Origin of the sequence: Microbacterium sp. ZW T5_45 (assembly GCF_044987415.1) — a bacterium.
Taxonomy (GTDB): domain Bacteria; phylum Actinomycetota; class Actinomycetes; order Actinomycetales; family Microbacteriaceae; genus Microbacterium.
The window spans coordinates 1-20698 of record NZ_JBJDRJ010000020.1 but is presented as its reverse complement, the minus strand read 5'-3'; the positions used below and the strand labels follow the sequence as shown (position 1 = coordinate 20698).

27 protein-coding genes and 1 pseudogene are annotated in these 20698 nt (G+C 65.6%); 17 read left to right on the top strand and 11 right to left on the bottom strand.

The window, feature by feature from the left end:
* Positions 1-7 precede the first annotated feature (7 nt).
* Both ACI3KS_RS11625 and ACI3KS_RS11620 read left to right on the top strand, forming a co-directional pair.
* Entirely contained in the window at positions 8-1285 is a 1278-nt protein-coding gene (locus ACI3KS_RS11625) for an MFS transporter (RefSeq protein WP_404918417.1), read from the top strand.
* Positions 1269-1847, top strand: a complete 579-nt coding sequence (locus ACI3KS_RS11620) for an NUDIX hydrolase (protein ID WP_404918415.1) — start codon at positions 1269-1271, stop codon at positions 1845-1847. The genes ACI3KS_RS11625 and ACI3KS_RS11620 overlap by 17 nt, the downstream gene beginning before the upstream one ends.
* Here ACI3KS_RS11620 and ACI3KS_RS11615 read toward each other — a convergent pair.
* From ACI3KS_RS11615 to ACI3KS_RS11590, 6 genes are all read right to left on the bottom strand, one after another.
* The gene (locus ACI3KS_RS11615) at positions 1819-3105 is read right to left on the bottom strand and encodes an ABC transporter substrate-binding protein (protein WP_404918413.1); all 1287 of its coding nucleotides are present in this window, start codon (positions 3103-3105) and stop codon (positions 1819-1821) included. The two genes, ACI3KS_RS11620 and ACI3KS_RS11615, sit on opposite strands and share 29 nt — an antisense overlap.
* A 207-nt stretch (positions 3106-3312) precedes the next feature.
* Positions 3313-5526 (bottom strand): DUF5979 domain-containing protein, encoded by a 2214-nt coding sequence (locus tag ACI3KS_RS11610; protein WP_404918411.1) that lies wholly within the window; start codon positions 5524-5526, stop codon positions 3313-3315.
* 111 nt (positions 5527-5637) lie between these two features.
* Complete coding sequence (locus ACI3KS_RS11605; protein WP_404918409.1) at positions 5638-6102, bottom strand: pilus assembly protein TadG-related protein; 465 nt, start codon at positions 6100-6102, stop codon at positions 5638-5640.
* Positions 6099-6533 (bottom strand): TadE/TadG family type IV pilus assembly protein, encoded by a 435-nt coding sequence (locus ACI3KS_RS11600; RefSeq protein ID WP_404918407.1) that lies wholly within the window; start codon positions 6531-6533, stop codon positions 6099-6101. Before ACI3KS_RS11600 ends, ACI3KS_RS11605 begins: the two co-directional genes overlap by 4 nt.
* Entirely contained in the window at positions 6523-6924 is a 402-nt protein-coding gene (locus ACI3KS_RS11595; protein ID WP_404918405.1) for a TadE family protein, read from the bottom strand. The genes ACI3KS_RS11600 and ACI3KS_RS11595 overlap by 11 nt, the downstream gene beginning before the upstream one ends.
* Before the next feature lies 1 nt (position 6925).
* Positions 6926-7123, bottom strand: coding sequence for a hypothetical protein (locus tag ACI3KS_RS11590; protein WP_404918403.1), 198 nt, complete (start codon positions 7121-7123; stop codon positions 6926-6928).
* Positions 7124-7256: 133 nt separating this feature from the next.
* Here ACI3KS_RS11590 and ACI3KS_RS11585 point away from each other — a divergent pair, with 133 nt between their 5' ends.
* From ACI3KS_RS11585 to ACI3KS_RS11535, 11 genes are all read left to right on the top strand, one after another.
* Complete coding sequence (locus tag ACI3KS_RS11585; protein WP_404918401.1) at positions 7257-8720, top strand: recombinase family protein; 1464 nt, start codon at positions 7257-7259, stop codon at positions 8718-8720.
* Positions 8721-9537: 817 nt separating this feature from the next.
* On the top strand, positions 9538-9885 hold the full coding sequence (locus ACI3KS_RS11580; RefSeq protein WP_404918399.1) for a hypothetical protein: 348 nt from the start codon (positions 9538-9540) through the stop codon (positions 9883-9885).
* Positions 9882-10619 carry a bifunctional DNA primase/polymerase gene (locus ACI3KS_RS11575; protein ID WP_404918397.1) on the top strand — a complete coding sequence of 246 codons (738 nt, stop codon included), beginning with the start codon at positions 9882-9884 and terminating at the stop codon, positions 10617-10619. Before ACI3KS_RS11580 ends, ACI3KS_RS11575 begins: the two co-directional genes overlap by 4 nt.
* Positions 10616-11851: an AAA family ATPase gene (locus ACI3KS_RS11570; RefSeq protein WP_404918395.1), complete on the top strand. Its 1236-nt coding sequence runs from the start codon at positions 10616-10618 to the stop codon at positions 11849-11851. The genes ACI3KS_RS11575 and ACI3KS_RS11570 overlap by 4 nt, the downstream gene beginning before the upstream one ends.
* A 129-nt stretch (positions 11852-11980) precedes the next feature.
* Complete coding sequence (locus tag ACI3KS_RS11565) at positions 11981-12274, top strand: hypothetical protein (RefSeq protein ID WP_404918393.1); 294 nt, start codon at positions 11981-11983, stop codon at positions 12272-12274.
* Positions 12275-12422: 148 nt separating this feature from the next.
* Entirely contained in the window at positions 12423-12632 is a 210-nt protein-coding gene (locus ACI3KS_RS11560) for a hypothetical protein (protein WP_404918391.1), read from the top strand.
* Positions 12629-12997, top strand: coding sequence for a hypothetical protein (locus tag ACI3KS_RS11555; protein WP_404918389.1), 369 nt, complete (start codon positions 12629-12631; stop codon positions 12995-12997). Before ACI3KS_RS11560 ends, ACI3KS_RS11555 begins: the two co-directional genes overlap by 4 nt.
* On the top strand, positions 12994-13335 hold the full coding sequence (locus ACI3KS_RS11550) for a WhiB family transcriptional regulator (protein ID WP_404918387.1): 342 nt from the start codon (positions 12994-12996) through the stop codon (positions 13333-13335). Before ACI3KS_RS11555 ends, ACI3KS_RS11550 begins: the two co-directional genes overlap by 4 nt.
* An 80-nt stretch (positions 13336-13415) precedes the next feature.
* Positions 13416-13991 carry a hypothetical protein gene (locus tag ACI3KS_RS11545; RefSeq protein WP_404918385.1) on the top strand — a complete coding sequence of 192 codons (576 nt, stop codon included), beginning with the start codon at positions 13416-13418 and terminating at the stop codon, positions 13989-13991.
* 296 nt (positions 13992-14287) lie between these two features.
* Complete coding sequence (locus tag ACI3KS_RS11540; protein ID WP_404918383.1) at positions 14288-14983, top strand: recombinase family protein; 696 nt, start codon at positions 14288-14290, stop codon at positions 14981-14983.
* Positions 14984-15030: 47 nt separating this feature from the next.
* On the top strand, positions 15031-15687 hold the full coding sequence (locus ACI3KS_RS11535) for a DUF4145 domain-containing protein (protein ID WP_404918381.1): 657 nt from the start codon (positions 15031-15033) through the stop codon (positions 15685-15687).
* Between the two features lie 289 nt (positions 15688-15976).
* Here ACI3KS_RS11535 and ACI3KS_RS11530 read toward each other — a convergent pair whose 3' ends face one another.
* Both ACI3KS_RS11530 and ACI3KS_RS11525 read right to left on the bottom strand, forming a co-directional pair.
* Positions 15977-16558: a hypothetical protein gene (locus ACI3KS_RS11530; RefSeq protein ID WP_404918379.1), complete on the bottom strand. Its 582-nt coding sequence runs from the start codon at positions 16556-16558 to the stop codon at positions 15977-15979.
* Positions 16559-16576: 18 nt separating this feature from the next.
* The gene (locus tag ACI3KS_RS11525) at positions 16577-16798 is read right to left on the bottom strand and encodes a helix-turn-helix domain-containing protein (RefSeq protein ID WP_404918377.1); all 222 of its coding nucleotides are present in this window, start codon (positions 16796-16798) and stop codon (positions 16577-16579) included.
* A gap of 75 nt (positions 16799-16873) precedes the next feature.
* Between ACI3KS_RS11525 and ACI3KS_RS11520 the strand changes: the two genes are divergently transcribed.
* Genes ACI3KS_RS11520 through ACI3KS_RS11510 form a run of 3 tightly spaced genes read left to right on the top strand, consistent with a single transcriptional unit; the run spans position 16874 to position 18266 of the window.
* On the top strand, positions 16874-17389 hold the full coding sequence (locus ACI3KS_RS11520) for a DUF2510 domain-containing protein (protein ID WP_404918375.1): 516 nt from the start codon (positions 16874-16876) through the stop codon (positions 17387-17389).
* 8 nt (positions 17390-17397) lie between these two features.
* Positions 17398-17895 (top strand): hypothetical protein, encoded by a 498-nt coding sequence (locus ACI3KS_RS11515; RefSeq protein WP_404918373.1) that lies wholly within the window; start codon positions 17398-17400, stop codon positions 17893-17895.
* Positions 17896-17897: 2 nt separating this feature from the next.
* Positions 17898-18266, top strand: a complete 369-nt coding sequence (locus ACI3KS_RS11510; protein WP_404918372.1) for a hypothetical protein — start codon at positions 17898-17900, stop codon at positions 18264-18266.
* Positions 18267-18388: 122 nt separating this feature from the next.
* On the opposite strand, the gene ACI3KS_RS11505 is transcribed toward ACI3KS_RS11510, so the two are convergent.
* Together ACI3KS_RS11505 and ACI3KS_RS11500 are read right to left on the bottom strand one after the other, a co-directional pair.
* The gene (locus ACI3KS_RS11505) at positions 18389-18970 is read right to left on the bottom strand and encodes a hypothetical protein (protein ID WP_404918370.1); all 582 of its coding nucleotides are present in this window, start codon (positions 18968-18970) and stop codon (positions 18389-18391) included.
* Entirely contained in the window at positions 18925-19875 is a 951-nt protein-coding gene (locus ACI3KS_RS11500) for a hypothetical protein (protein WP_404918368.1), read from the bottom strand. The genes ACI3KS_RS11505 and ACI3KS_RS11500 overlap by 46 nt, the downstream gene beginning before the upstream one ends.
* Positions 19876-20015: 140 nt before the next feature.
* Between ACI3KS_RS11500 and ACI3KS_RS11495 the strand changes: the two genes are divergently transcribed.
* The gene (locus ACI3KS_RS11495) at positions 20016-20570 is read left to right on the top strand and encodes a hypothetical protein (protein WP_404918366.1); all 555 of its coding nucleotides are present in this window, start codon (positions 20016-20018) and stop codon (positions 20568-20570) included.
* Here the strand turns inward: ACI3KS_RS11495 and ACI3KS_RS11490 are convergent.
* A pseudogene (locus ACI3KS_RS11490) lies at positions 20567-20698 on the bottom strand (IS481 family transposase); the annotation flags it as partial. The gene ACI3KS_RS11495 and the pseudogene ACI3KS_RS11490 sit on opposite strands and share 4 nt — an antisense overlap.

Here is a 20698-nt window from a genome sequence, read left to right as displayed (position 1 = left end):
CGCAGTGATGAGCAGTGCATCCTCGGTCCTCAGGCGATTCGGGCCGATGGTCTACCTGCCGACGATCCTCTTCTCGCTCGGCGAGGGCGCTGTCATCCCCCTGATCCCGGTCGTCGCGACGTCGATGGGCGCAGACATCGCGGTCGCCGCGGTGATCTCGGCTGCGCTCGTCGTGGGACAGCTGTGCGGCAACCTTCCCGCAGGGTGGGCGGTCGCCCGATTCGGTGAGCGGCTCACCATGATCTTCGCCGGGATCGTCGCGATAGCGGCGGGAACAGCCATGCTGCTCGCCTCGTCTTCGGCAGTGCTCGCGGCATCCGTCTTCGTGCTCGGATTCTGCGCCGCAGCCTTCGGACTGGCCCGACACGCGTACATGACGACGCGCGTACCGATCGAGGTGCGCGCACGCGCCCTGTCTCTGCTCGGCGGGAGCTTCCGGCTCGGCGTGTTCATCGGACCGTTCGTCGCCGCAGGACTCCTGGGGATCTTCGGAACCGAGACCGCCGCATTCTGGTTCTTCCTCGCGTGCCTCGCGGCCATGGTCATTCTCGTGACCTTCGGCCCCGATCCCGAAGCAGCGCACCCTCAGGCCCCCGCAGCATCCGATCCACCGGAGGACTCAGGCGAGGCCGTGAGCGGATCGATACCGACGATCGAACGCGCGGGCGTCTTCCGCACGATGTGGCAGCAGCGGGCGGTGCTCGGCCGGCTCGGCCTCGCTGCCGCCTCGCTCTCGGCCGTGCGCTCGGCCAGGCAGGTGCTGCTGCCGCTGTGGGGTCTGTCCCTGGGACTCGACGCCTCGACGATCGCCCTCGTGGTCGGAGTGTCCGGCGCGATCGACTTCGCCCTGTTCTACGCGAGCGGACAGGTCATGGATCGCTTCGGTCGCCTGTGGGCGGCCATGCCCGCCATGCTCCTCATGGGCGCCGGGTTCATCGCCCTGTCGTTCACGCACGCCCTCGACGCCTCAGTCCTGTGGTTCGGCATGTTCGCCGCGGTCCTGGGCGTCGGGAACGGGCTCTCCAGCGGCATCCTGCTCACTCTCGGGGCGGATGTCGCGCCGAGCCGCGACCCCGCAGCCTTCCTCGGCTCCTGGCGGACGCTGACCGATGCCGGCGGAGCGATCGCGCCTCTGCTGATCTCCGCGGTGATCGCGATCGCCTCACTCCCGGTCGCGGCGGCGACCATGGGCGTGATCGGCCTGGTGGGAGCTGCGGGCTTCGTACGATGGATACCGAGGTTCGTGCCCGTCAGGAAGGATGCTGACGATGACGCTGCTGGCTGACATACAAAGGCTCGTGGCCGCTTTCGCTCCACGATCCGATCGTGATGCGGACGCTCAGCGGGACTTCGCCGAGCTCTTCTCCGACGACCGTGGGCCAGCACGACGCGACGACGGCCCGAGCCACGCCACGGCCTCGGCCTTCGCTTTCGATCCTTCACTCACCCTCACGTTGCTCGTATTTCACGGCAAGGGACGGTTCTGGGTGCAGCCCGGCGGGCACCTGGAGAACGGCGACGCCACGATCGCGGACGCCGCCCTGCGCGAGCTCCGCGAGGAGACAGGTGTGACGGCATCCGCCTCCGAGCCATTCGTCTACGACCTCAACCATCACGCCCTGGCGTCAGCCTTCGGGCGGTGCAGATCGCATCTCGACATCGGCGTCGCCGTGGTCGTGGACGAGGACTCCCCGCTGCGGGTGAGCGACGAGTCGGAGGACGTGCGCTGGTGGCCCGTCGACGCACTGCCCGCAGACGTGCCGGAGGGGTTCGAGCGTCGCGTGCGCGGCCTGCTCGACCCCCTCCGTTCGTCGTCCGTCAGCCCAAGACGACCTGCGCCTCGCTGAAGAACTCGGTCACCGCGTCCGGGACGGTCTTCGTGCCGAGGCCGAGCTCCTTGCCGAGGTCCCAGAACTTCTGCTCGAGCGAGCCGTAGCCGACGACAGCGGCGGGCGGGGTGTCGCCGATGCGGTCCTCGACCGACTCGATGTACTCGGCCACCTGGAGGTCCGGCCCCTCGAGCGTCGTGCCCTCGAGCTTGCTGCTCGATGCGGGGAAGCCGAGCGTCGTGCCGAATATCTCGCCGGCCTTCGGGCTGTTCACCACGTAGTCGAGGAAGATGGCGGCCGCCTCGGGATGATCGGTCTTCGACGAGATCGCGACCTGCAGGCCACCCTGGCGGTAGAGATCCTTGGCGTCAGGGTCGTCGGTGGGCGGCGCGACGATCGAGATCGACGAGGCGCCAGAGTCGGCGAGGTATCCGCCGAGGAAGTTGCTCCAGCTCATCTCGCTCGCGGTACGGGTGGAACCGAAGCCCGAGATCGGGCTGATCTCCTCGAGCTGCTGCTGCGGGATCGCGATGCCGTCGCGGAGTTCGGCGCCGGACTCCCAGAAATCGGTGAGCTCCTCCTCGGTGAAGCCGAGCTCGCCGTCCTCCGTGTAGAGAGACTTGCCCTCGGCGCGGAGCTGCAGCTCGAACACCTGGATGCGCTGGGTGTAGTCGGTACCGCCGAACGGAGCTCCTCCGGTCGCCTCTGTGACCGAGGCGAGCCACTCGTTGAACTCGGCATAGCTCGTGCCGCCCTCGGGCACGTCGATCCCGGCCTGGGCGAGAAGGTCGTTGTTGACGAAGTTCGCCCACAGGCTGAACCCGGTGGGAAGCGAGTACTGCGTGCCATCCAGGCGGCCCGTGCCGAGAAGCGCGTCCTCGAACGTGGAGAAGTCGATGTAGTCCGAGACCGTCTCGAGATCGAGGATGTTGCCGGTCTCCCCGTACTGACGCAGATAGCTGTCGGAGAACTGGAAGACATCGGGCAGGCTGCCGCTCGCCGCCTCGACCTGGCGCTGCTCCCAGTAGCTCGGGAAGTCGGTGAACGTGGTGTTCACCGTGATGTTCGGGTACTCCTCGTTGAACGCGGCGATGAGGTCGTTGTACCGGGTCGCACGATCGTCGTTGCCCCAGAACGCGAAGTCGATCGACACCTTCTCATCGGGATCGTAGGCCTCGGCCGGTGCGCCGCCTGCGGCGGAGCATCCGGCGAGCACGACCATCGTCGTGGCTGCGATGGCCGCGGTGGCCAACAGTGTACGCGTGCGGAACATCATCGTCCTTTCCTCGTCCTCCATGGACGAGATCAGTGCAGGGAACGCTTCGGGAAAGCGCTTGCCGTCAATGTAGACGAGGCATGGCGTCGCACGCAACACATTTCTTGAAACGTTTAGATCACGGCATCGCCGGAGGCCCATGCCGCCGCAGCGCAGGAGGGCCGTGGCCGTCGACGTACGACGGCCACGGCCTTCCTGCTGCGGTGGCTACCGCGTGGGGGCGCTGCGCCTGCGCATCACGAGGAGCCCGGAAAGAGCCAGGAGCACGGCGAAGGCGATCGCCGCGGCCGGCGTCTCCGTCCCCGTCGTCGCGAGCGATGTCGACGACTCATGACCCGATCCGCTCGATGTCGGGGCCGGAGTTGCGGACGCCGTCGATGATCCGGCTGCAGATGACGAACCGGATGCCGCAGCAACGGTCGTTCCACCCGATCCGGTGGAGCCGTTCGCTCCGGCATCCGTGCTCGCATCCGTCGGATCCGCATCCGCGGTACCACCCGCATTCGCGGTGCCGTCCGCGTCAGCTGTACCGCCGGCATCCGCAGTGCCACCCGTATCCGCACTACCCTCCGGGTCGCCCGACGCGTCGGCGTCGGCATCCACCGGATCGATCACGAGCGTGTTCGTCACCACGGCCTCGGCCGGCTCGCCCTGCGAGACGGTGATCGGATCGGAGATCACGGTCGACCAGGTGGCGCCGGTGATCGGATCGAGCGTGTCCTGGGCGATGGTCACCACCGCTCCGACCGGCACGGCGGGAGACGTCCAGGTCTCGTCCGCTCCGGCGCTCCAGGTTCCCGAAGCGGCCGGATACCCGTCACCCGCGGGGTACGACCAGGTTCCGGTGTACACCGCATCCGGGTCGGTGAGCCCGTTCGGATCGACGACCCGCGTCGTGATCGTGAACGTGCCGGGCTCCGGATCCACCGGGACATCGGGGGTGAGCGTGTTGGTCACGCTCACGGCGACAACGGTCCACCCGCCGATGACGACCGGCTCGGGCAGATCGGCGGACCAGGTGGCGCCGTCGACTCCGGCCGGTGCATTCTCGCTGATCGTGATGACGGCGCCCGTCGGCACGAAGAGAGTCGTCGTCTCACCCGCGGCGAGGGTCCAGGGGATGGTCTGCCCGGAGTACGGCCGCCCGGACCCCAGATAGATGCCGTCATCGAATGAGGCCGTTCCGGAATAGGTCGCGTCGGGGTCGGCGAGACCGCTCGGATCCACCAGCTCCTTGCTGATCTCGAGGAAGCCGAACTGGTCCTCGGGCTCGACCGGAAGCGGCTGGTACCGGTTGCGCACGGTGAACGTCGTGGTCTCGCCGGGTCTGATCGTGCTGATGTCGTTCGGGGTGGTGACCGAGTAGTCCCACAGCGCTCCGCCGGGGGCGGCGTCGTACGCCGAGGAGTCCTCGTCGATGCAGACGTCGTAGCCCGCGAGCACCGGCGAGAACGTCCAGGTCTCGTTCGCTCGCGCGCTCCAGGTGCCGCCGCCGGCCGGGGCTCCCGTCGAGCAGTAACGCCAGGTCCCCGTGTAGACGAAGTCCGGGTCGGTCAGGTTCTGCGTGTCGTCCACGATCTTGGTGACGCTGATCGAGCCGGTCAGCGGCTCAGGAGCGGCATCCTTCGTGAGCGTGTTCGTGACGCCCACCGACGTGATCGGCCAGTTCGGCACCGTGAAGGGCGGCGGAACGGCAGTCGTCCAGGTCGCTCCGTCGACGGCGACGGGAACGTTCTCCGCGAGCGTGACGGTGGCACCTGCCGGCACCAGGAACCACGACGAGGTCTCCCCCGCGCGCAGCGACCAGTCGCCGGTCGCCGCGGGGTACCACGCACCGGTCTGCTGGTCGAATCCCTCGGGGTAGGAGTACGTTCCCGAGTACACGGCATCCGGATCCGCAAGCCCGTCCGGGTCGACGAGGTTCTTCGTGATGTCGAACCAGCCCCACAACGGCTGGGGTTCTTCCGGCAGCGGCTGGTACCGGTTGCGAACGGTGTACCTCGTGGTCTCCCCTGCGTAGACCATTCCGGTGTCGCCTTCGACGGTGACGTCGTACGTCCACAGGGAGCCTCCGGGGACCGCTGTGCCGTTCGAGTCGTCCTCCTCGACGCACACCCCCGCGTCGGCAAGGATCGGGCCCGAGGTCCAGGTCTCGCCCGCGCGAGCACTCCATGTTCCACCGCCCTGCGGCCCTCCGGTGGTGCAGTACCGCCAAGTTCCGGTGAACACGTAGTCCGGACTCACGAGGTTCTGGGGGTCATCGAGCACCTTGGTGATGGTGATCGTCCCGGTCGCCGGATCGTCGGCCGCAGCGATCGTCGATGCGCCGACGCCGGCGAGGATGAGTGCCGCGCTCGAGAGGAACGCGAGCAGGAGCTGCCATGTGCGACGAACACCGAGACGACGGCGCGGTGAGTTCATGAGGGTCCCCTCCCTTTCGCCGCAATATATCCGTCTCGACCTTTGTCCAGCACTCATTCGCCGATATTGGATGCCGATGACCCCGTGAGGGGGTCAACGGTAACGATCCGGTCAGCGCAACGCGGTGCGGCTGGTGCCGGTCGCTTCGAGCTCGACCCCGTCGGGAACGAACATCGACAACAGCGGCGGATGCCAGGAACCGGCGAGTGTCACCCGGGCCGAGACCCCGTCCGGGGTGCCCGCACTCACGACGCGAGCATCCGACGCCCGAGCCGCGAGAATCGCGTCGACCTGCTCTCGGATGCCGCCATCGCTGAGTTCCGCGCGGGCGCTGCTGTCATCGACGACGAGGATGAAGCCGTCGGCTCCGGCGAGCGCGGCGGAATCGGCGAGTGAGTCGAGTCGCTTCTGAGCAAGGTACAGATCGGTCGCGCAGACACAGACGAAGATCACTGCGACGGCCAGCAGCGCGTAGCCGAGGACGAGCAGGAGCACGCTGCCGTCGTCGTTCCTGCCGTCGTCGTTCCTGCCGTCGTCGTTCCGACTGTCGTCGTTCCTACTGTCGACGCGTGTCACTCTTGTCCCCACAGTCGCGAGATCTTCTGGACGGCGGAGGCTTCGACGGGGATCGCGGTCGAGGTGTCGAGTCCGAGGACGGGCGGCACCAGAGGCAGGGCGACATGCGCACGGATGGTGATGCTGACGATCGTCCCCGCCGACGGACAGTCGGCGTCGCGCGGTTCGCACGAGAGTGACACTTCGACGGTGTCGGGGTCGAGCCCGTACTCGTCGACGATGTTCGCGAGGATCGTGTCGCTGCGCTGCAGCGCGGTCGCGGCATCCGGAGCCTGCGAGATCGCGCGAGCCGTATGGCGGGCGGCCGCCTCGACGCCGAGCGACTGGCGTTGGATGATTCCGAGGGTCACGACGAGGTAGACGAGCGGTACGAGCATGATGAGCCCGACCGTGATGAACTCCAGAGCGGCCGAACCGTCGTCATTCCTCACCCAGAGTCTCCACCGGTGCACGTGCGCTCACCTCCAGCCCCTGCGAGATGCCGAGCAGTCCGATCAGCGGCAGGGTCGTCCGAACCTGGACTTCGATCACCCGCTGTCCCCCGGCATCCTGCTCCGTCGCGGTGACCTCCTCGGCGAAGGATGCCCCTACGGAACGCGTGATCACCAGCCGCGTGCGTTCGACGCCTTCCTCAGCGGTGGTATCCGCGAGGGCCGCGTAGTACGCACCTTCCACGGCGGCATCGTGCACGACGTTGGTGACATACACGCCCACAGCGAGCTGCAGCACGGCGAGGGTGAGGATCGTGAGCAGCGCGCCGACGAGCACGAACTCGACCGGGCTCGAGCCCCGATCCTCATCGTCCTCGCCGCGGGCGACCATGTCAGATGCCGGACACCCGCTGGATGGCCTGTTCGAACAGCGCGGTGAGCGCAGGCCCGGCAACGGCCCAGATCAGGACCACCAACCCGGCTGTCATCAGGGTCACCAAGACCCACCCCGGTACGTCGCCGCGATCGTCGTCGATGAGGCCGCGGCCGTGCGCGATGGCCGTACGCCATCCTCGTCGCAGTGTCGTCATGATCGTCCTTTCGTGGAGCACTCAGCCGATGCCGAGTCGCAGGATGAAGAGCCCCGGATAGATCGCGAAGAGCACCGACAGGGGCAGGATCAGGAAGACGAGCGGACACAGTATGGGATAGTAACCTTTTGGCATGGAGCTCATCCCAGCAGCCAGCTATGCACGCATTTCGCAGAAGGTCGAGCGCGACAAGGTAGCCGACCAGCACACCCAGAACGAGCAGCATGCCGCTGCACGGGGCTATCGCATCGTGGCGCGCTACACCGATGACGGCATCAGCGCCCTGGGCCACAAGGAACGTCCCGACTTTGAGCGCATGTTGGCCGATGCAGAGACGGGCGCGTTCGCCGTGATCGTGGCGACCGAGGAAGAGCGTCTGGCCCGCAACGTTGAAGAGAAGCTAGAGCTGCATGCCGCGTGCGAGGTTGCCGGGGTGGTGTGGGACACCGGGCGTGACGGCTACGTTGACCCGGCCACCGACTCGGGCGAGTTCATGTCCACGGTGCGCGCCGCGATGGGCCGCATTGAGTCACGGCGCAAAGCACGACGGCAGCGGGCCGCATCCGATGCACGGGCTGCCGAGGGCGCACCCACTGCGCGGCCTGGCTACGGCTACCGCCGCGAGACTGGGCGTGATGTTGTGGTGGAGGCTGAGGCTGCCGTCATCCGCGAGGCCGCGCGCCGCATACTGGACGGCGACTCGCTGCGCTCCATCGCTACCGACTTCAACGCCCGTGGCATCGCGTCACCACGCACAGGCGAGCAGGCCCGCAAGGCCGAACGACAAGACCTTGCTGCTCCCCCGCCTATCCCCTGGCAGGGCATCACGCTGCGGCAGATGATCCGCCGTCCGTCTCTGGCCGGACTGCGCACGCATCGGGGCAAGGTGGTTGGGACTTTCAACCCCGAGCTGCACCCGCCCATCATCGACGAAGACACGCATGCACGGATTGAAGCGCTACTCACCGACCCGAACCGGGCACAGGGCACGGGCGGACGCACTCCGGTGCACCTGCTGTCAGGTCTGGCGAAGTGCGGTCGGTGCGGCGACACGCTGGGCGGTCGCATGAAGCGGATACCAGGGTGGAAACCAAAGCCGGGGCAGAAGTCCAAGCCAGTCAAGGCCGCGTATGCCTGCGGCACATGCCACAAGGTGCGCCGCATTCAGGAGCCTGTGGACGAGTTCGTGACGGAGGTCATTTTGCGCCGCCTTGAGCAACCAGACACCGCACAGTTGTTCAGCCAGGGCGACGAGGGCGCTGCACAGGTAGCGCGTGACGCCATCGAGACGATTGACGCCAGGCTTGCCACGGCTGCCGATCAGTTTGCCGAGGGAGTGCTCACCGGCGACCAGCTACGGCGCATCACCGAGCGCCTGCGCAATGACCGCACCACGCACGAGCGCATCGTTGCTGAGTCGATGCCTGCGCGGGTTCCGGTGGACGCTGTGGGGCCGCTGGCGCGGCAGACATGGGCGGGGCTGCACATTGACAGCAAGCGGGCCATCATCGACGCACTGGCAACGGTAGTCATCGAGCCACAGGGCAGCGGCAAGACGTTCGACCCCGATCTGATCCGTATCGTGTGGCGTAGCTGAAAGCCTAAAGGGCACCCTTCCGGATAATGCCGAGCGCTCGCCGCGCGGGCTGGGGCTGCCGGGTATGGCCCAAACACGCGCAACACGCCGGGACGTGGGGGCAAATTTATTTGTCTGCTGGCCTGGGATTTTTGTCGTTGGTGGGCACACATTCCGGTTGCGACGGCTGCCGCGGAGAGGCAAGCTGTCTCCAGCATGAGAAGCCAGGACGCAACCCAGTGGTCTTCGGACCCCGCCACCAAGGGCGACCCAGACGTGGTCGTTCGCGGCGGGTGCCGATGCACGCTGGTGCGCGCTTGGCACACCGAGGATGGATGGTTGCTCGTCCCGGCAGAGAACCGTGACCCCTGGTACAAGGTAGTCACAGAGACCCGCCGACACGACTCCATCTTGGAGGCCCGCAACGTTGATGACTGGGATACTCCCAGCCCGCTCAGCGTCTGGTGTCGCCACGGGGTGAGCACGCCGGACGTCGCCCAAGCCGTGCGCCGCGACTGGCGTCCGCGCTACTCGGCAGCCTGACTCCTCATCTGTAACTAAATCACTCGTTAGCGCTATCTGGAGCCAACTACTCTCGCGAGGTCATGTCGAGAAGAGCCCGAAGGGGTATCTTCACCATGTCCAAGCTCCAGTCAACATCGAGTGTTATCGCTCGGGCTGCCCTAGCGGGTGACCCGCAAGCCGAAGCTGACGCCCGCCGCGACCATGCAGCCGCCCGCATCGAGGTCGCAATCGAGAAGGCGCTTGCAGTAGCGCCTCCGCTGTCCACCCAGCAGATTCACCGGCTGTCGTCGCTGCTGCGCTCCGGCGGTGCACGATGAGCGCGCCGTTCGACACCAACCACTCCATCGCCGGGCAGCAGTTGTCGCAGGCGACTCACGCGGTGCTCATTGCGCCTGGTGCAGATCAGCAGTACGGCTACGCCGTGCTCACCGGCACTCGTGATGAACCCGAGATCGCCGTCTACACCTTCGCGACCCGTGCCGAGATGGATCGGGCGCTGGACGAGGCCTTCAAGGGCAACTTCCTGCATGAACTGCACCCCGACGTGCTCGTGTTCGAACCCGACTCGCTGCCCCGTCTTCAGGGAACCGTCGAGTGGGACGACGACCAGCTTGAAGAAGCCCTGTTCGAGCGCGCCTGCCGCGAGGGGGCCGACTCATGACTGTCACGGTGAGTGCTGCGCTGCGGCTGGCCCGCGCGGGCTGGCGCGTGCTGCCGCTGAACGGCAAGAAGCCCTTCCTCACCGATTGGGTGAACCGGGCCACAACCGACGAGGACACGATTCGCGACTGGTGGGCCGAGCAGGACTGGAACATGGGCGCGGTGATCCCGGACAACCACATCGTGATCGACATCGACCCGCACAACGGCGGCAGCCTGGCAGCACTTGAAGACCTCGCCGGGGTGGAGATGCCGCCCACGCTGTCTATCGTGTCGGGCCGGGGCGACGGATCGGTGCACCTGCACTACCTCCGCCCGTTCCCCAAGGTGACCCAGGTGCGCATGCCCGAAGGCGTCGACGTGCTGGGAAGCGGGCGTCAGGTGGTCATGCCGCCGAGCCTGCACCCGGACACCGGCAAGCGCTACCACTGGGGCGACGAACTGCCCGTGGCACGGCTGCCGCTGGAGGTCGCGGCGCTCATCAAGCCGAAGGAGCAGCAGCCCCAATCCCGGCCGGATGGGCGCGGGGCCAACGTCGGCGGGCTCATCAGCTATGTGCGCTCTCAGCCGAAGGGGCAGCGGCACAACGCCTATCACTGGGCGGTGCGCGAGGCCATGCGGCAGAACGCGCCCGAGCGCCAGATCAACAAGCTCATCGAAGCAGCCGAAGACATCGGCTTCGACCCATACGAGGCCCGACGCATCGTCGAGTCCGTGCGAAAGGCATCATCATGACCGCCCGCAAGGCCAAGACGATCATCCTGGACATGTCCGAGGTGGAGAAGCCCCAGGCACCGGCTGCCGCGGATGAGGACGGCGCGCTGTCTCCCGAGGACGACGCCAAGGTGACGCGGATCGCACTCCGCAAGGATCGCGAAGACGACATTCGCTACAAGGTGCGGATGCTGGAAATCAGCGAGGAGGCCAAGCAACGGGTCGCCGCGAAGAAGGCCGGGTCGCTTGTCATCCCGAAGCCGGTACGGCTGGACAGGTTCCTGCGGCGTCGGATCCCTGGCACCAAATTCCTGATCGACAAGCTGCTGCCTACCGACGGTAACGCGCTGCTGTCGGCCCCGCGCAAGTACGGCAAGACGACGATGGTCGGCAACTTGATCCGCTCGCTGGTGGACGGCGACCCGTTCATGGGCTGCTTCGAAGTCACTGAGGCCCGCAAGGTAGTCCTGCTCGACTTCGAGATGACGGAGCTGATGCTTCAGCACTGGCTGAAGACGCAAGGGATCAAGAACACGCGGAACCTGTCGGTGTGGCCGCTGCGCGGGCAGGCTGCGACGTTCAACATCCTGGACGACAGGACGCGCGCACGCTGGGCGCAGATGATCAAGGCCACCGGCGCCGAAGTGCTGATCATTGACCCGCTGCGGCCTGTGCTTGACGCGCTCGGCATCAAGGAGGCCAACGAGGTCGGCCCGCTGTTGCAGGCGTTCGCAGCGCTCAAGGTAGAGGCGGACATCCGCGAGGGCTTCATCGCGCACCACCACGGCCACGGGGCACAGCGCGCCGTGGGTGACAGCCGCCTGGAAACCTGGCCCGACGCCATGTGGAACGGCACCATGGAGGACCCCAACGACCCCGAGCTGCCGCACTACTTTCAGGCGCTCGGCCGCGACGTGCATGTGCCGCGCGGCGTGGTTCTGATGGACGCCTTCAAGCGGCTGGAGTTCAAGACCGACGTCGGGGAAGAGAGCAAGTCTGTGCTCTTCGACCGGCTGGTGGTATGGCTCACCAAGGCGCTTGAAGACGACCTGAAAGCCGTGAAGGCCGGCGAGACCCTGAAGCACGAACCCGGCGAGCGCAACACGGGACAGATCGAGAAGGCGGGCCTGACCGGATTCGGCGGTAACGGCAGGTCGGCAGACCCGCTGCGCCAGGTCGTGAAGACCGGACGTGTGGTGCTGCGTTCGGAAGGCGAAGGGAAGCCGAACTGGTATTCGCTCCCGCCTTCCTAACCCCCACCACCCCGGCCAGCACCACCACCACCCCTCCCTAAAGAGGAGGGGGTGGGGGGGTGGTTGCTACACGGGGGCACTCATCTCCACCACCCCCAGGGTGCTACCCCCACGAAAGGTTTTCACATCATGAGCAAGAGCACCGATCAAGACCAAGTCACCATCCGCCCCAGTGACGAAGTGCTGTTCCGTCTGCGCGATGGAGCACGACCCCTCGAGTGCACTGACAGCGTCGTGCAGGCGTCGTACGAGTTGGGCGTGAACGTCATCCACATGGGCGTCGTCATGGGCATCGGCTACTACGGCGGGCCTGACGGCACTCCGGCACTCGCCCTGGACGACGACACCATCGTCGCGCTCGGCGACATCGACCCCGAGTCGTTCACCCTCCATCCGGCTGCGGGCGTGCCCAATGCGACGTGACCCAACCTCACCGGCTGTGTGGCGACGTCCAACGCCATGCAGGAGGACACACCGCGCACCGCAACGTGTGCAGCGCCGAGAGACGCGCAACCTCGCCAGTCCGCACGGCTGGCAGCAGCACCGAGATGAGTTGAAAGGAACCCCCGTCGTGAACGAGGACATTGAAGCCCTGAACGGGCGGACGGTCGAGGTCGAGCAGGTGACCGTGACCGAGGACGCAGACGGCATCCCGTCCTGGATCAAGGTCGAGCGCGACATGGCGGGCGTCGTCATCGTGCCGAGCCTGCTCGTACCCCGCACCCCGCCTACCGACGCCCCGGCTGCACCCCAGCATCACAAGGAAGGAATCGCATCATGACCACCGCGAAGGCACCCGAGGTGAACCCGTACCGGGCTGTCGTGCTCGGTGAGGCTGGCGACCGCTACTCCGACCTGCGCGAAGCGTGGGGTGAAGTCTGGGCGCTGCTGACCGCAGGCGACTGCACCCGCGACGAGCTGATCGACGCTACCGGCCTCAGTCATCAGATGGTCAAGGCGCTGACCTACCACGCACGGCAGGCGGGCCTCATCCACGTGGTGAACGTCACCCGCAAGACCGAGGTCGTGCCGAACGTGTGGACGGTCTTCACCGTGCGGGGCTATCGCGCCGTGCTGCCCGACGAGGAAGGCACGCCCCCGGAGCGCCCGGTACGACAGCGACCGTGGGACAGGGCCGCACCGTGACTGCCGAAGAGGCCGCATGGGCTGCGCTCGATGACGCGTTGCAGGACTACGAGCCACCGTGCGACGGGAACGACCTGTTCACGGCTGACGGGCTGGGCGAAAGCGCCCGCGCTGAATGCGCTGCGCTGTGCGCCCGGTGCCTGGTGTCCGACCTGTGCGAGGCGTTCGCCGATGCAGCGAACGTGAAGTGCGGATTCTGGGCGGGGCACCAGTACGGCAACTACGGCAGGCGCAAGGCGCGTCCTGTGCCGTCCGCAGAGGCCGCACCCCCGCCCAGTGCCCCGGCCAGCGCCAGCAGCGCGCTCCAGGACGATCAGCCGGACGCTCCGGACGAGTAGCGCCCTACCCCGCACCCAAGACACCGCGCCAGGCGGTCTACCTGGCAACCACCCATCACCGAACAGAAGGAATCAACATCATGGCTATCAAGCACACCCCACTCAGCGTCCAGAACGAGCTCACCGGCAAGATCGAGGGCTTCCACGACCGCGCCAACGCCATCAAGCAGGCGTACCACGTCAAGAGCAACGCCATCCGCCAGGACGACCGTCTGTCCGATGCCGCCAAGATCGCCGACCAGGCCGAGCTGAAGCGGGCCGTGACCGAGCAGCTCAAGTCCATCAGGGACGAGCAGGAGGCATACATCAGCAACCTGAAGTCCAGCATCGAGACCGAGCTTCGGGGCAAGCAGGCGACCGACGCGAACAGCATCATGCTGCGCCGTGACGCCAGCGACCGCGCACGCAAGGTCGATGACAAGCGCGAGGCGATGGCTGTGCTGCAGGACGCGCTCAACAACGGTGACGATGAGATGGCACACGCCATCGGCACCCGTGCCCGCGCCAAGGTCTGGCTGGACGTGGCCGAGGCCTGGAAGGATGCGTTCCCGTCCACGGCTGGCGTGGCCGAGGCACTGACTTGGGTCGAGGACAACACGACCTCGGGCACGTTCAACCTCAGCAACAGCGCGACCTACTCGGCACCGCTCGACTGACCACATGACCGGGTGAGGGGTGCTTTCCTCCTTTCAGCCCCTCACCCTCGCTGGGCTTCGGTAACCCAGCGGCCAGCGCCCCTGCCGATCCTTCTCTCCGTCGGTGGGGGCGCTGCGCACAAGACCTGTGCCCCCTTGCGTGACGATCTCTGTGGTTGGTGGTGTCACCAAGGGGGCGCAGTTGTACCAGCAGCAGCGCGCAACACGCCCGGACCGACGACTGCCCCTTGGCCTAAAGGGTCCCCTTGAGGCATGGTTTATTCGAACAAATCTTCGATCCGCAGGAAGGTGTGGCGATGACGGGCGACGAGCACAGCTTCCGGCTCACCATGATCGGCTATCTACGCGTGTCCACTGAAGAGCAGGCCAGCAGCGGTCTGGGGCTGGACGCTCAGCGCGACACCATTCAGCGCTACGCCGATGGCCACGGCTGGGACGTGGTCTGGTACGAGGATGCAGGGCTCAGCGCGAAGTCGTTGGCACGCCCCCAGCTACAGGCCGCGCTCACACGGCTGCACACGGCACCCAAGCGCCGCGACGTTGACGGCATCGTGGTCGCCAAGCTCGACCGGCTCAGCCGCAGCGTGGCCGACTTCGCGAGTGTGCTGGAACTGGCCCGCTCGCGCAAGTGGGCACTCGTGGCGATTGACCTGGGCGTGGACACCAGCACCCCGACCGGCGAGCTTGTAGCCAACGTGATGATGTCGGTGGCCCAGTGGGAGCGTCGCGTGATCGGTGAGCGCACCAGCGCCGCCATGCAGGCCGCGAAGCGTCAGGGCCGACACATGGGGCGAGTATCGGTGCTGCCCGAAGCGACCGGTGCACGCCTGCTGGCGCTGCGAACAACACGCACGCTCGCCGCCACCGCTGACGTCCTGAACGCGGAAGGCCTCACCACGGCTACCGGCCATCACTGGACGGAGAACTCCGTCTGCAAGGTCCATCGTCGCCTCATCGCCGCACAACAGCAGACGGCGGTGCTCACAGCGTGATCCCTCGCGTGAGGACGTGTGTCGGTCCCAGATGTCAGAATGACGCTATGGCCTCCGCTCACTGTGCATACTGCCGACGATACGTACACCTGACGCCTAAATGGGCGGAGACGATGACGTATCGAGAGAATCACGAGAACGGAACGTACTCCACGATCAAACTGCTACAGGGCGTCGCAGTCTGCGACCACTGCCAGCGAGCGAGCCTTGGCTATGCGACTGAGTACTACTCGTCCTCGTCGCAGTCCACTACGAACCTCGAACAGACCGCTGACGAGAACATCACCTGGGTGCCGAGAGCCGGCGAAGCGCCACGATTCGACGACGTCCCGTCACATATCGCAGAGGCAGCAAGCGAGGCTCACGCCTGTGCGAGCATCGGCGCTCGCATGGCTTCGATCCTGATGGCGCGCACGGTCGTGGAGGCGACCGCGAAGGCGAAGGGCATTACCTCGGGCCGACTCGTCTCGAAGATCGACGAACTTGCATCCCAAGGTCTTGTTCGACACAGCACGAAGGACGCAGCGCACGAGATTCGGCACCTGGGTAATGACATGGCCCACGGTGACATTGAGGACAGCCCGGCACAGCTCGATGTGGACGACGTGCTCGCGCTCATGGACGAGGTATTAAATGAAGTCTTCCAGGGACCAGCGCGAACTGCACGCGTCCGCGCCCGACGTGACGGCGGTGCCACGGCCTAACGGCTTGCTGCGCCACCACGGAGGCCCCTGGGCACACGCCTGGGGGTCTCTTGCGCACCAGGGACGCCACACCATGCCCCACCAGCCGCGTTAGGTCCGCAACGGACGCCAGAGCGACGCGTGGGAGGACATGCAGCGCGCTACCCCCAGCCCCGTGCACGGCCCGACCCGACAGACAGCACCACGCTCCACCTTGCCGGAAGGGGGCCATTCAAGCTAAGAGGCCGCATCGGTCGCCGAATGCGTGGCTGACTTCGGCGCCGTCCACGGATACGAGAACGCACGCAGCTTAGCGCTGATCGATGGATTCGATGCCAAAGTACTGCCGCACTGAGGTAGCGAGCACATCAGCCGACGACGCCAGGTCATGAGCAGGTGTGAAGGTATCTTCCGCGGGGTTGGCCCTCATCAAAGCCGCAGCGAATTCCCAATGGCTCTGAACAGCCTCACGCACAGACGTCGGCGCGACGAGGGCGAGCTGGTCGCACTCTTGAGTGAAAGCGTCGAACGTATCAGAGAAGATACGCAGCGCCGGTTGAGCAATCGTCGGCGCGTCGATGGCTTCGCCCCGCAACTGTTGATCGAGGAGGATATCGAGCTGAACCTGCTCCGCGCCGAAGTAGTCGCTCGCGGCTGAGCGCAGTTGCCTCGTGAGCGTGATTACGGCTGAGGTGTGGTTGAGGACATTCTGGTCCCATCTCTGGGCGTCCTCTCGTGCAGCTTTTCGGTCCTCGTGCCGACGGTTGAAGACGTAGCTCAACCAGGCACCAAGCGCGACACCGGCCAGAGTCAGCACACCCACAAAGAAAGGCGAATCCATGAATGTCTGCACACTCATCGTGAGCGCAGCGGACTCAGGGGTGGACAGCATGTGGACAATCTACTGGGATTAGATCCGCGTCGCGAAGAGCGCAGCAACAGGCACTTCAAGCGCCTGAGCCAGTCGGTGAATGATGTCCAGCGTGGGGTTCCGTGTGCCCCGCTCAATGCCCGACACATAGGTGCGGTCGAGTCCTGCACGGTGGGCGAAGTCCTCCTGCGACCAGCCGTGCCCAGTCCTGAGTTCACGGACGCGCGCACCGAACGCGGCTCTGTGGGGTGGGACGGGCATCCTTCAACGCTCGCGCTATGCTGCCAATGAGTCCACGGACTATGAGTCACATCAGTGAAGGAAGAGGCAGCCGCAATGAGCATGTCAGCAGGGTGGTATCCGAACGGCGACGACTGGGAGACGTACTGGGACGGAGCCGCCTGGACAGATCAGCACCGACAGAAACAGCCGACCCCTCCCCCACCGCCAACTCCGCCCACCCTGGCCACAGCATCCGACGAGGCGACGACCTACGCTGCCGATGGGTCGCTCATGTCGTTCAAGTCGCACGTCAACGGCAAGAACGCCGATGTGCAAATCTACCGGGATCGCATCGAGTGGAAGCTGGCGCGCGGCGTGTCCGGCGGCAAGCTGACGGCAGGCGTGCTGACTGGTGGTGCCTCGCTGCTGGTAACAGGCGTGAAGAACGGCAAAGCAGGCACCGAAATGATCCCGATGAAGGCCATCACTGGTGTCACCACCAAGCGCGACGGGATGATCAACACGGTCGTGTCGGTCACGTCCTCGTCGCAGGCCATCGGCTTCCGGGTGTCGCACAAGGAAGCTGAGCAGATTCGAGGACTCATCAACCAACTGGTGCTGTCCCTATGATCAGCGTCATGTCTCGTACAGCCAAGCTCAGCACGGCCCTTGCCGCGCTCGCGTTGACCGCGACCATGCTCGCCGGGTGCAGCACCACGGCACCAGCAGCAGCCGACCCCACCCCGACAGCCCCGAAGCCGACCGCCAGTGCTGCACCGGAACCCGCGTCAGCCGTGACCACGGCAGCGCCAGACGAGGTGACGTGTGCCGCGTTCGGTGACGTCGTGACCATCCTGGGCAATGTGGACGTCGCGCTCAACGAAGACCGCATGGGACAGCAGGAGAAGAACGGCTGGTACGCCCTCGCGTCGCGTGTGCTAGCCAACGTCCCATCCGCCGACGCTGGCCCCGTGGCCGAAGCCCTTGCAGCCGTGAAGGCGGAAGTGCCGCCAGCTCAGGGCGTTGAACGAGTCACCTTCGGCAAGCCTGGCGGAGCCGCGTTCGGTGCCGACCTTTACGAAGCATGCAGGGCAGCCGGGTTCGAGGTCGTTCTAAACGGATTCACCGGAGGCTGATCATGCACCGCACACCCAAACTCGTCCCGGCACTCGCTGGACTCGTCCTTGCCGTCGCTGCGCTGGCCGGGTGCACGGCCACCACGGCAGCACCGGCAGCAGCGCCCACGTCCACTCCTACAGTCGCCCCTACGCCGACCCCGACCTACCTGACCGAGCTGCCCGCGTGGGCCAAGGATTACAGCCTCTGGCTCGTGTACCCCGAGGGCTTCGAGTGCTCAGGCACCGAGGGGTGCCCGAACGACTATCGCTCGTCCTTCGGTGAGCCTGGCCCGGTGCTGCCGGAGGGCGTGGAGTACTACGACGCGGCGAAGCACGACTGCACGTTCGTAGCCCCGGCAGGGGTGGACTGCAGCAAGCCCCGAGACTAGCCCTCAGCTGTCGTGGGGCCATGACCGATGCCCCCGCACGATCGGCTCGCAATGGCTGCCCAACATGAGACAGGCAAGCGTCCAGCAGGCGCTTGACGCCGGCGACCTGCTCGGCTTCGCCCCTAGCTCTTGAGTTCGATGTACGCCCTGCGCATACGGCTGAGGCACATGCCGACGACGGCAAGAAGATGTACGGCTAGGCCGATGACGACCCCTGACACCCAGGGCTCCAGTCCGAGTGCCACGCCCGCCTCCAGGCTTGGAGAGCCTCCAGCCACAGCAGCAGGCACTATGACCGGCTCAGTACGCGGTTCAGTAGCCGCTGCGGCCACGGTGGCGGCGATGAGCGCAAACGACACCAGCACCGCGTAGAGCACGTTCGAGAAAGTCTGATCGACAAGGGTCGGGAGCAGCGCTTTATTCTGTACGCGCGGGTCGGCCGTCATCCCAAGACGAAGCTGGAAAACGAAGATGACCAAACCGAACAGGAAACCCGCGAGCACAGAGAACCCGGCAATCAGGTCTCCCATGATCGTGATGCGGAATCCTGCCTGCCAGACCACAATCCCAACCGCTATGGGCAAACCGAACTGAGCCACGATCTGCCACCACAAGAACCCACCGCGCACGCCCCTGAGCGTCGCGAGATGGTCCCAGATCATGCCCTTGGAGGCATCGTTACCTGGAGTTGTTCCTGCGTCCACTGTCCGCTCCGCCACGACTCTTGCCATGAGAACCCCATCCCTTGGTAGTAGTCTCGCACCTCGTTCTGACATTCGGTGGTGAAGGGCAGATCGGTCAGAGGAGGCACGCCGTCTTCGCTGATCACCACACGAACCGAAGGCACTCGCGCCTTGTCCAGGGCATAGGTCTTTTCCCGACCGTCTCGACTCACAGTTACGAACGTGTCATCGATCTCACGGCCGTCGGGGAAGCCCATGAAGTCTGATGCTTCAATCCTGCGGTCCTGCAACGCAGCCAGCAAGCCCGCAGGCAAGACCTTCTGTCCCTTCTCCGGCTCCAGGCGCTGATGGAGCTGCCCCTTGAGCACCGGCACCGCAACGACGCCCTTGGCAAGATCGACTGGGACTGAGTAGGCCACAGCGGTAACAGCCAGCAGATCAGCTCCCTGCGCCCAGGCATCAGATTCGATGACCGTCTCGACGTCAAACGCATAAGTGGGGTAATGCGCGATGAGGTCGCTGCGGAATCGCTTCACGAGGTCTGGCCCGCCACCGCTCGTGCCTTCGCGCTCCGAGGTAAAGACTCCAACTTCGGCATTCTCCGGCGAGGTGAAAAGTAGCCTGGTCATCACTGTTGCAGACTCACGGGCCGACCGACTGTGAGACACATTGTGTGTGGCCACGTCGAAGGTCTGGCCCGCTGTGCCGAAATAACCTGCTTCGATCTCAACCAAGACGCTGCGCCCGCGAGGAGTGACGCGAGTGATCTTCGTGTACCGACCACGTTGGTGGTCCACGAGGTCATCAGGCGGGAGCGAGACTGCCCAGCCGTGGAAAATGTGAAGTAGATCCTGTCCATCGATATCCGACAGGTCTCCGAAGTTCTTCTTGCGGTTGCGGCCCGGACGCACCCGGATCGTCTGCATGCCGATAGTGCGTTTAGGCAATGTTTCACCCCTCCAATTTCAGGTCATTCTGCCATGACTGCGTACCGGACCCATGCCGACACCCGGCTGAGCGCCGCCACGAGGCATCAATGTCGGACCACGTCCCTACGATGGCCTCCATGACGAACGACACGAAGATCGCGCTACAGCAAGCCACCGAAGCTATAACGGCTGCGCGCGACAATGCCGACCAAGAAAAACGGGTGTGCCTCGCGCAGATCGCCTCAGAACTGCCTGCACGGGCGGCGGAGGTCGCGAAGCGCATTGCACTCGAACAGCCGGAAGTGACGAAAGCCCTTGGCAAGGAAGGCATCGCTGAACTCCGCGCCGACCTCCAAACAGCAGCGGAGGACCTCGGCCGACAGTTCGTTGCAGCGACGGATGAGATCGATTGGCCGCTTGGTACGAGCTACAGCAAGGTAGACAATCGCCATGTTCACAGCGCGCTTTTCAATCGCTTCTATGGCCGAACAGGAGCACTGACGAAGGTGCTCACAACACACGGGTACAACACAGGACAGTCTGAACCGTTCCTGCCCCAGTATCTCTACACGGAGTCCAGCTTCACCCCGCTGGCCGCAGCACTGACCGCGCTCGGCGTTGCAACGGAGAGCTTCCAAATGGCTAAGAGAGCCGACGACGACGCCACTGTCGACAACCTCTGGGGCGACTAGTTGTGATGTCCAGGCAGGTTGTTGAGCCTGCTGATGGGTGGGGCTCCGATGGCGGAGTGGCGCCTGTGATGATTGTAGAAGTGCATCCAGGCGGGTAGTGCTGCTCGCCGTTCGGTCTCTGATTCGTA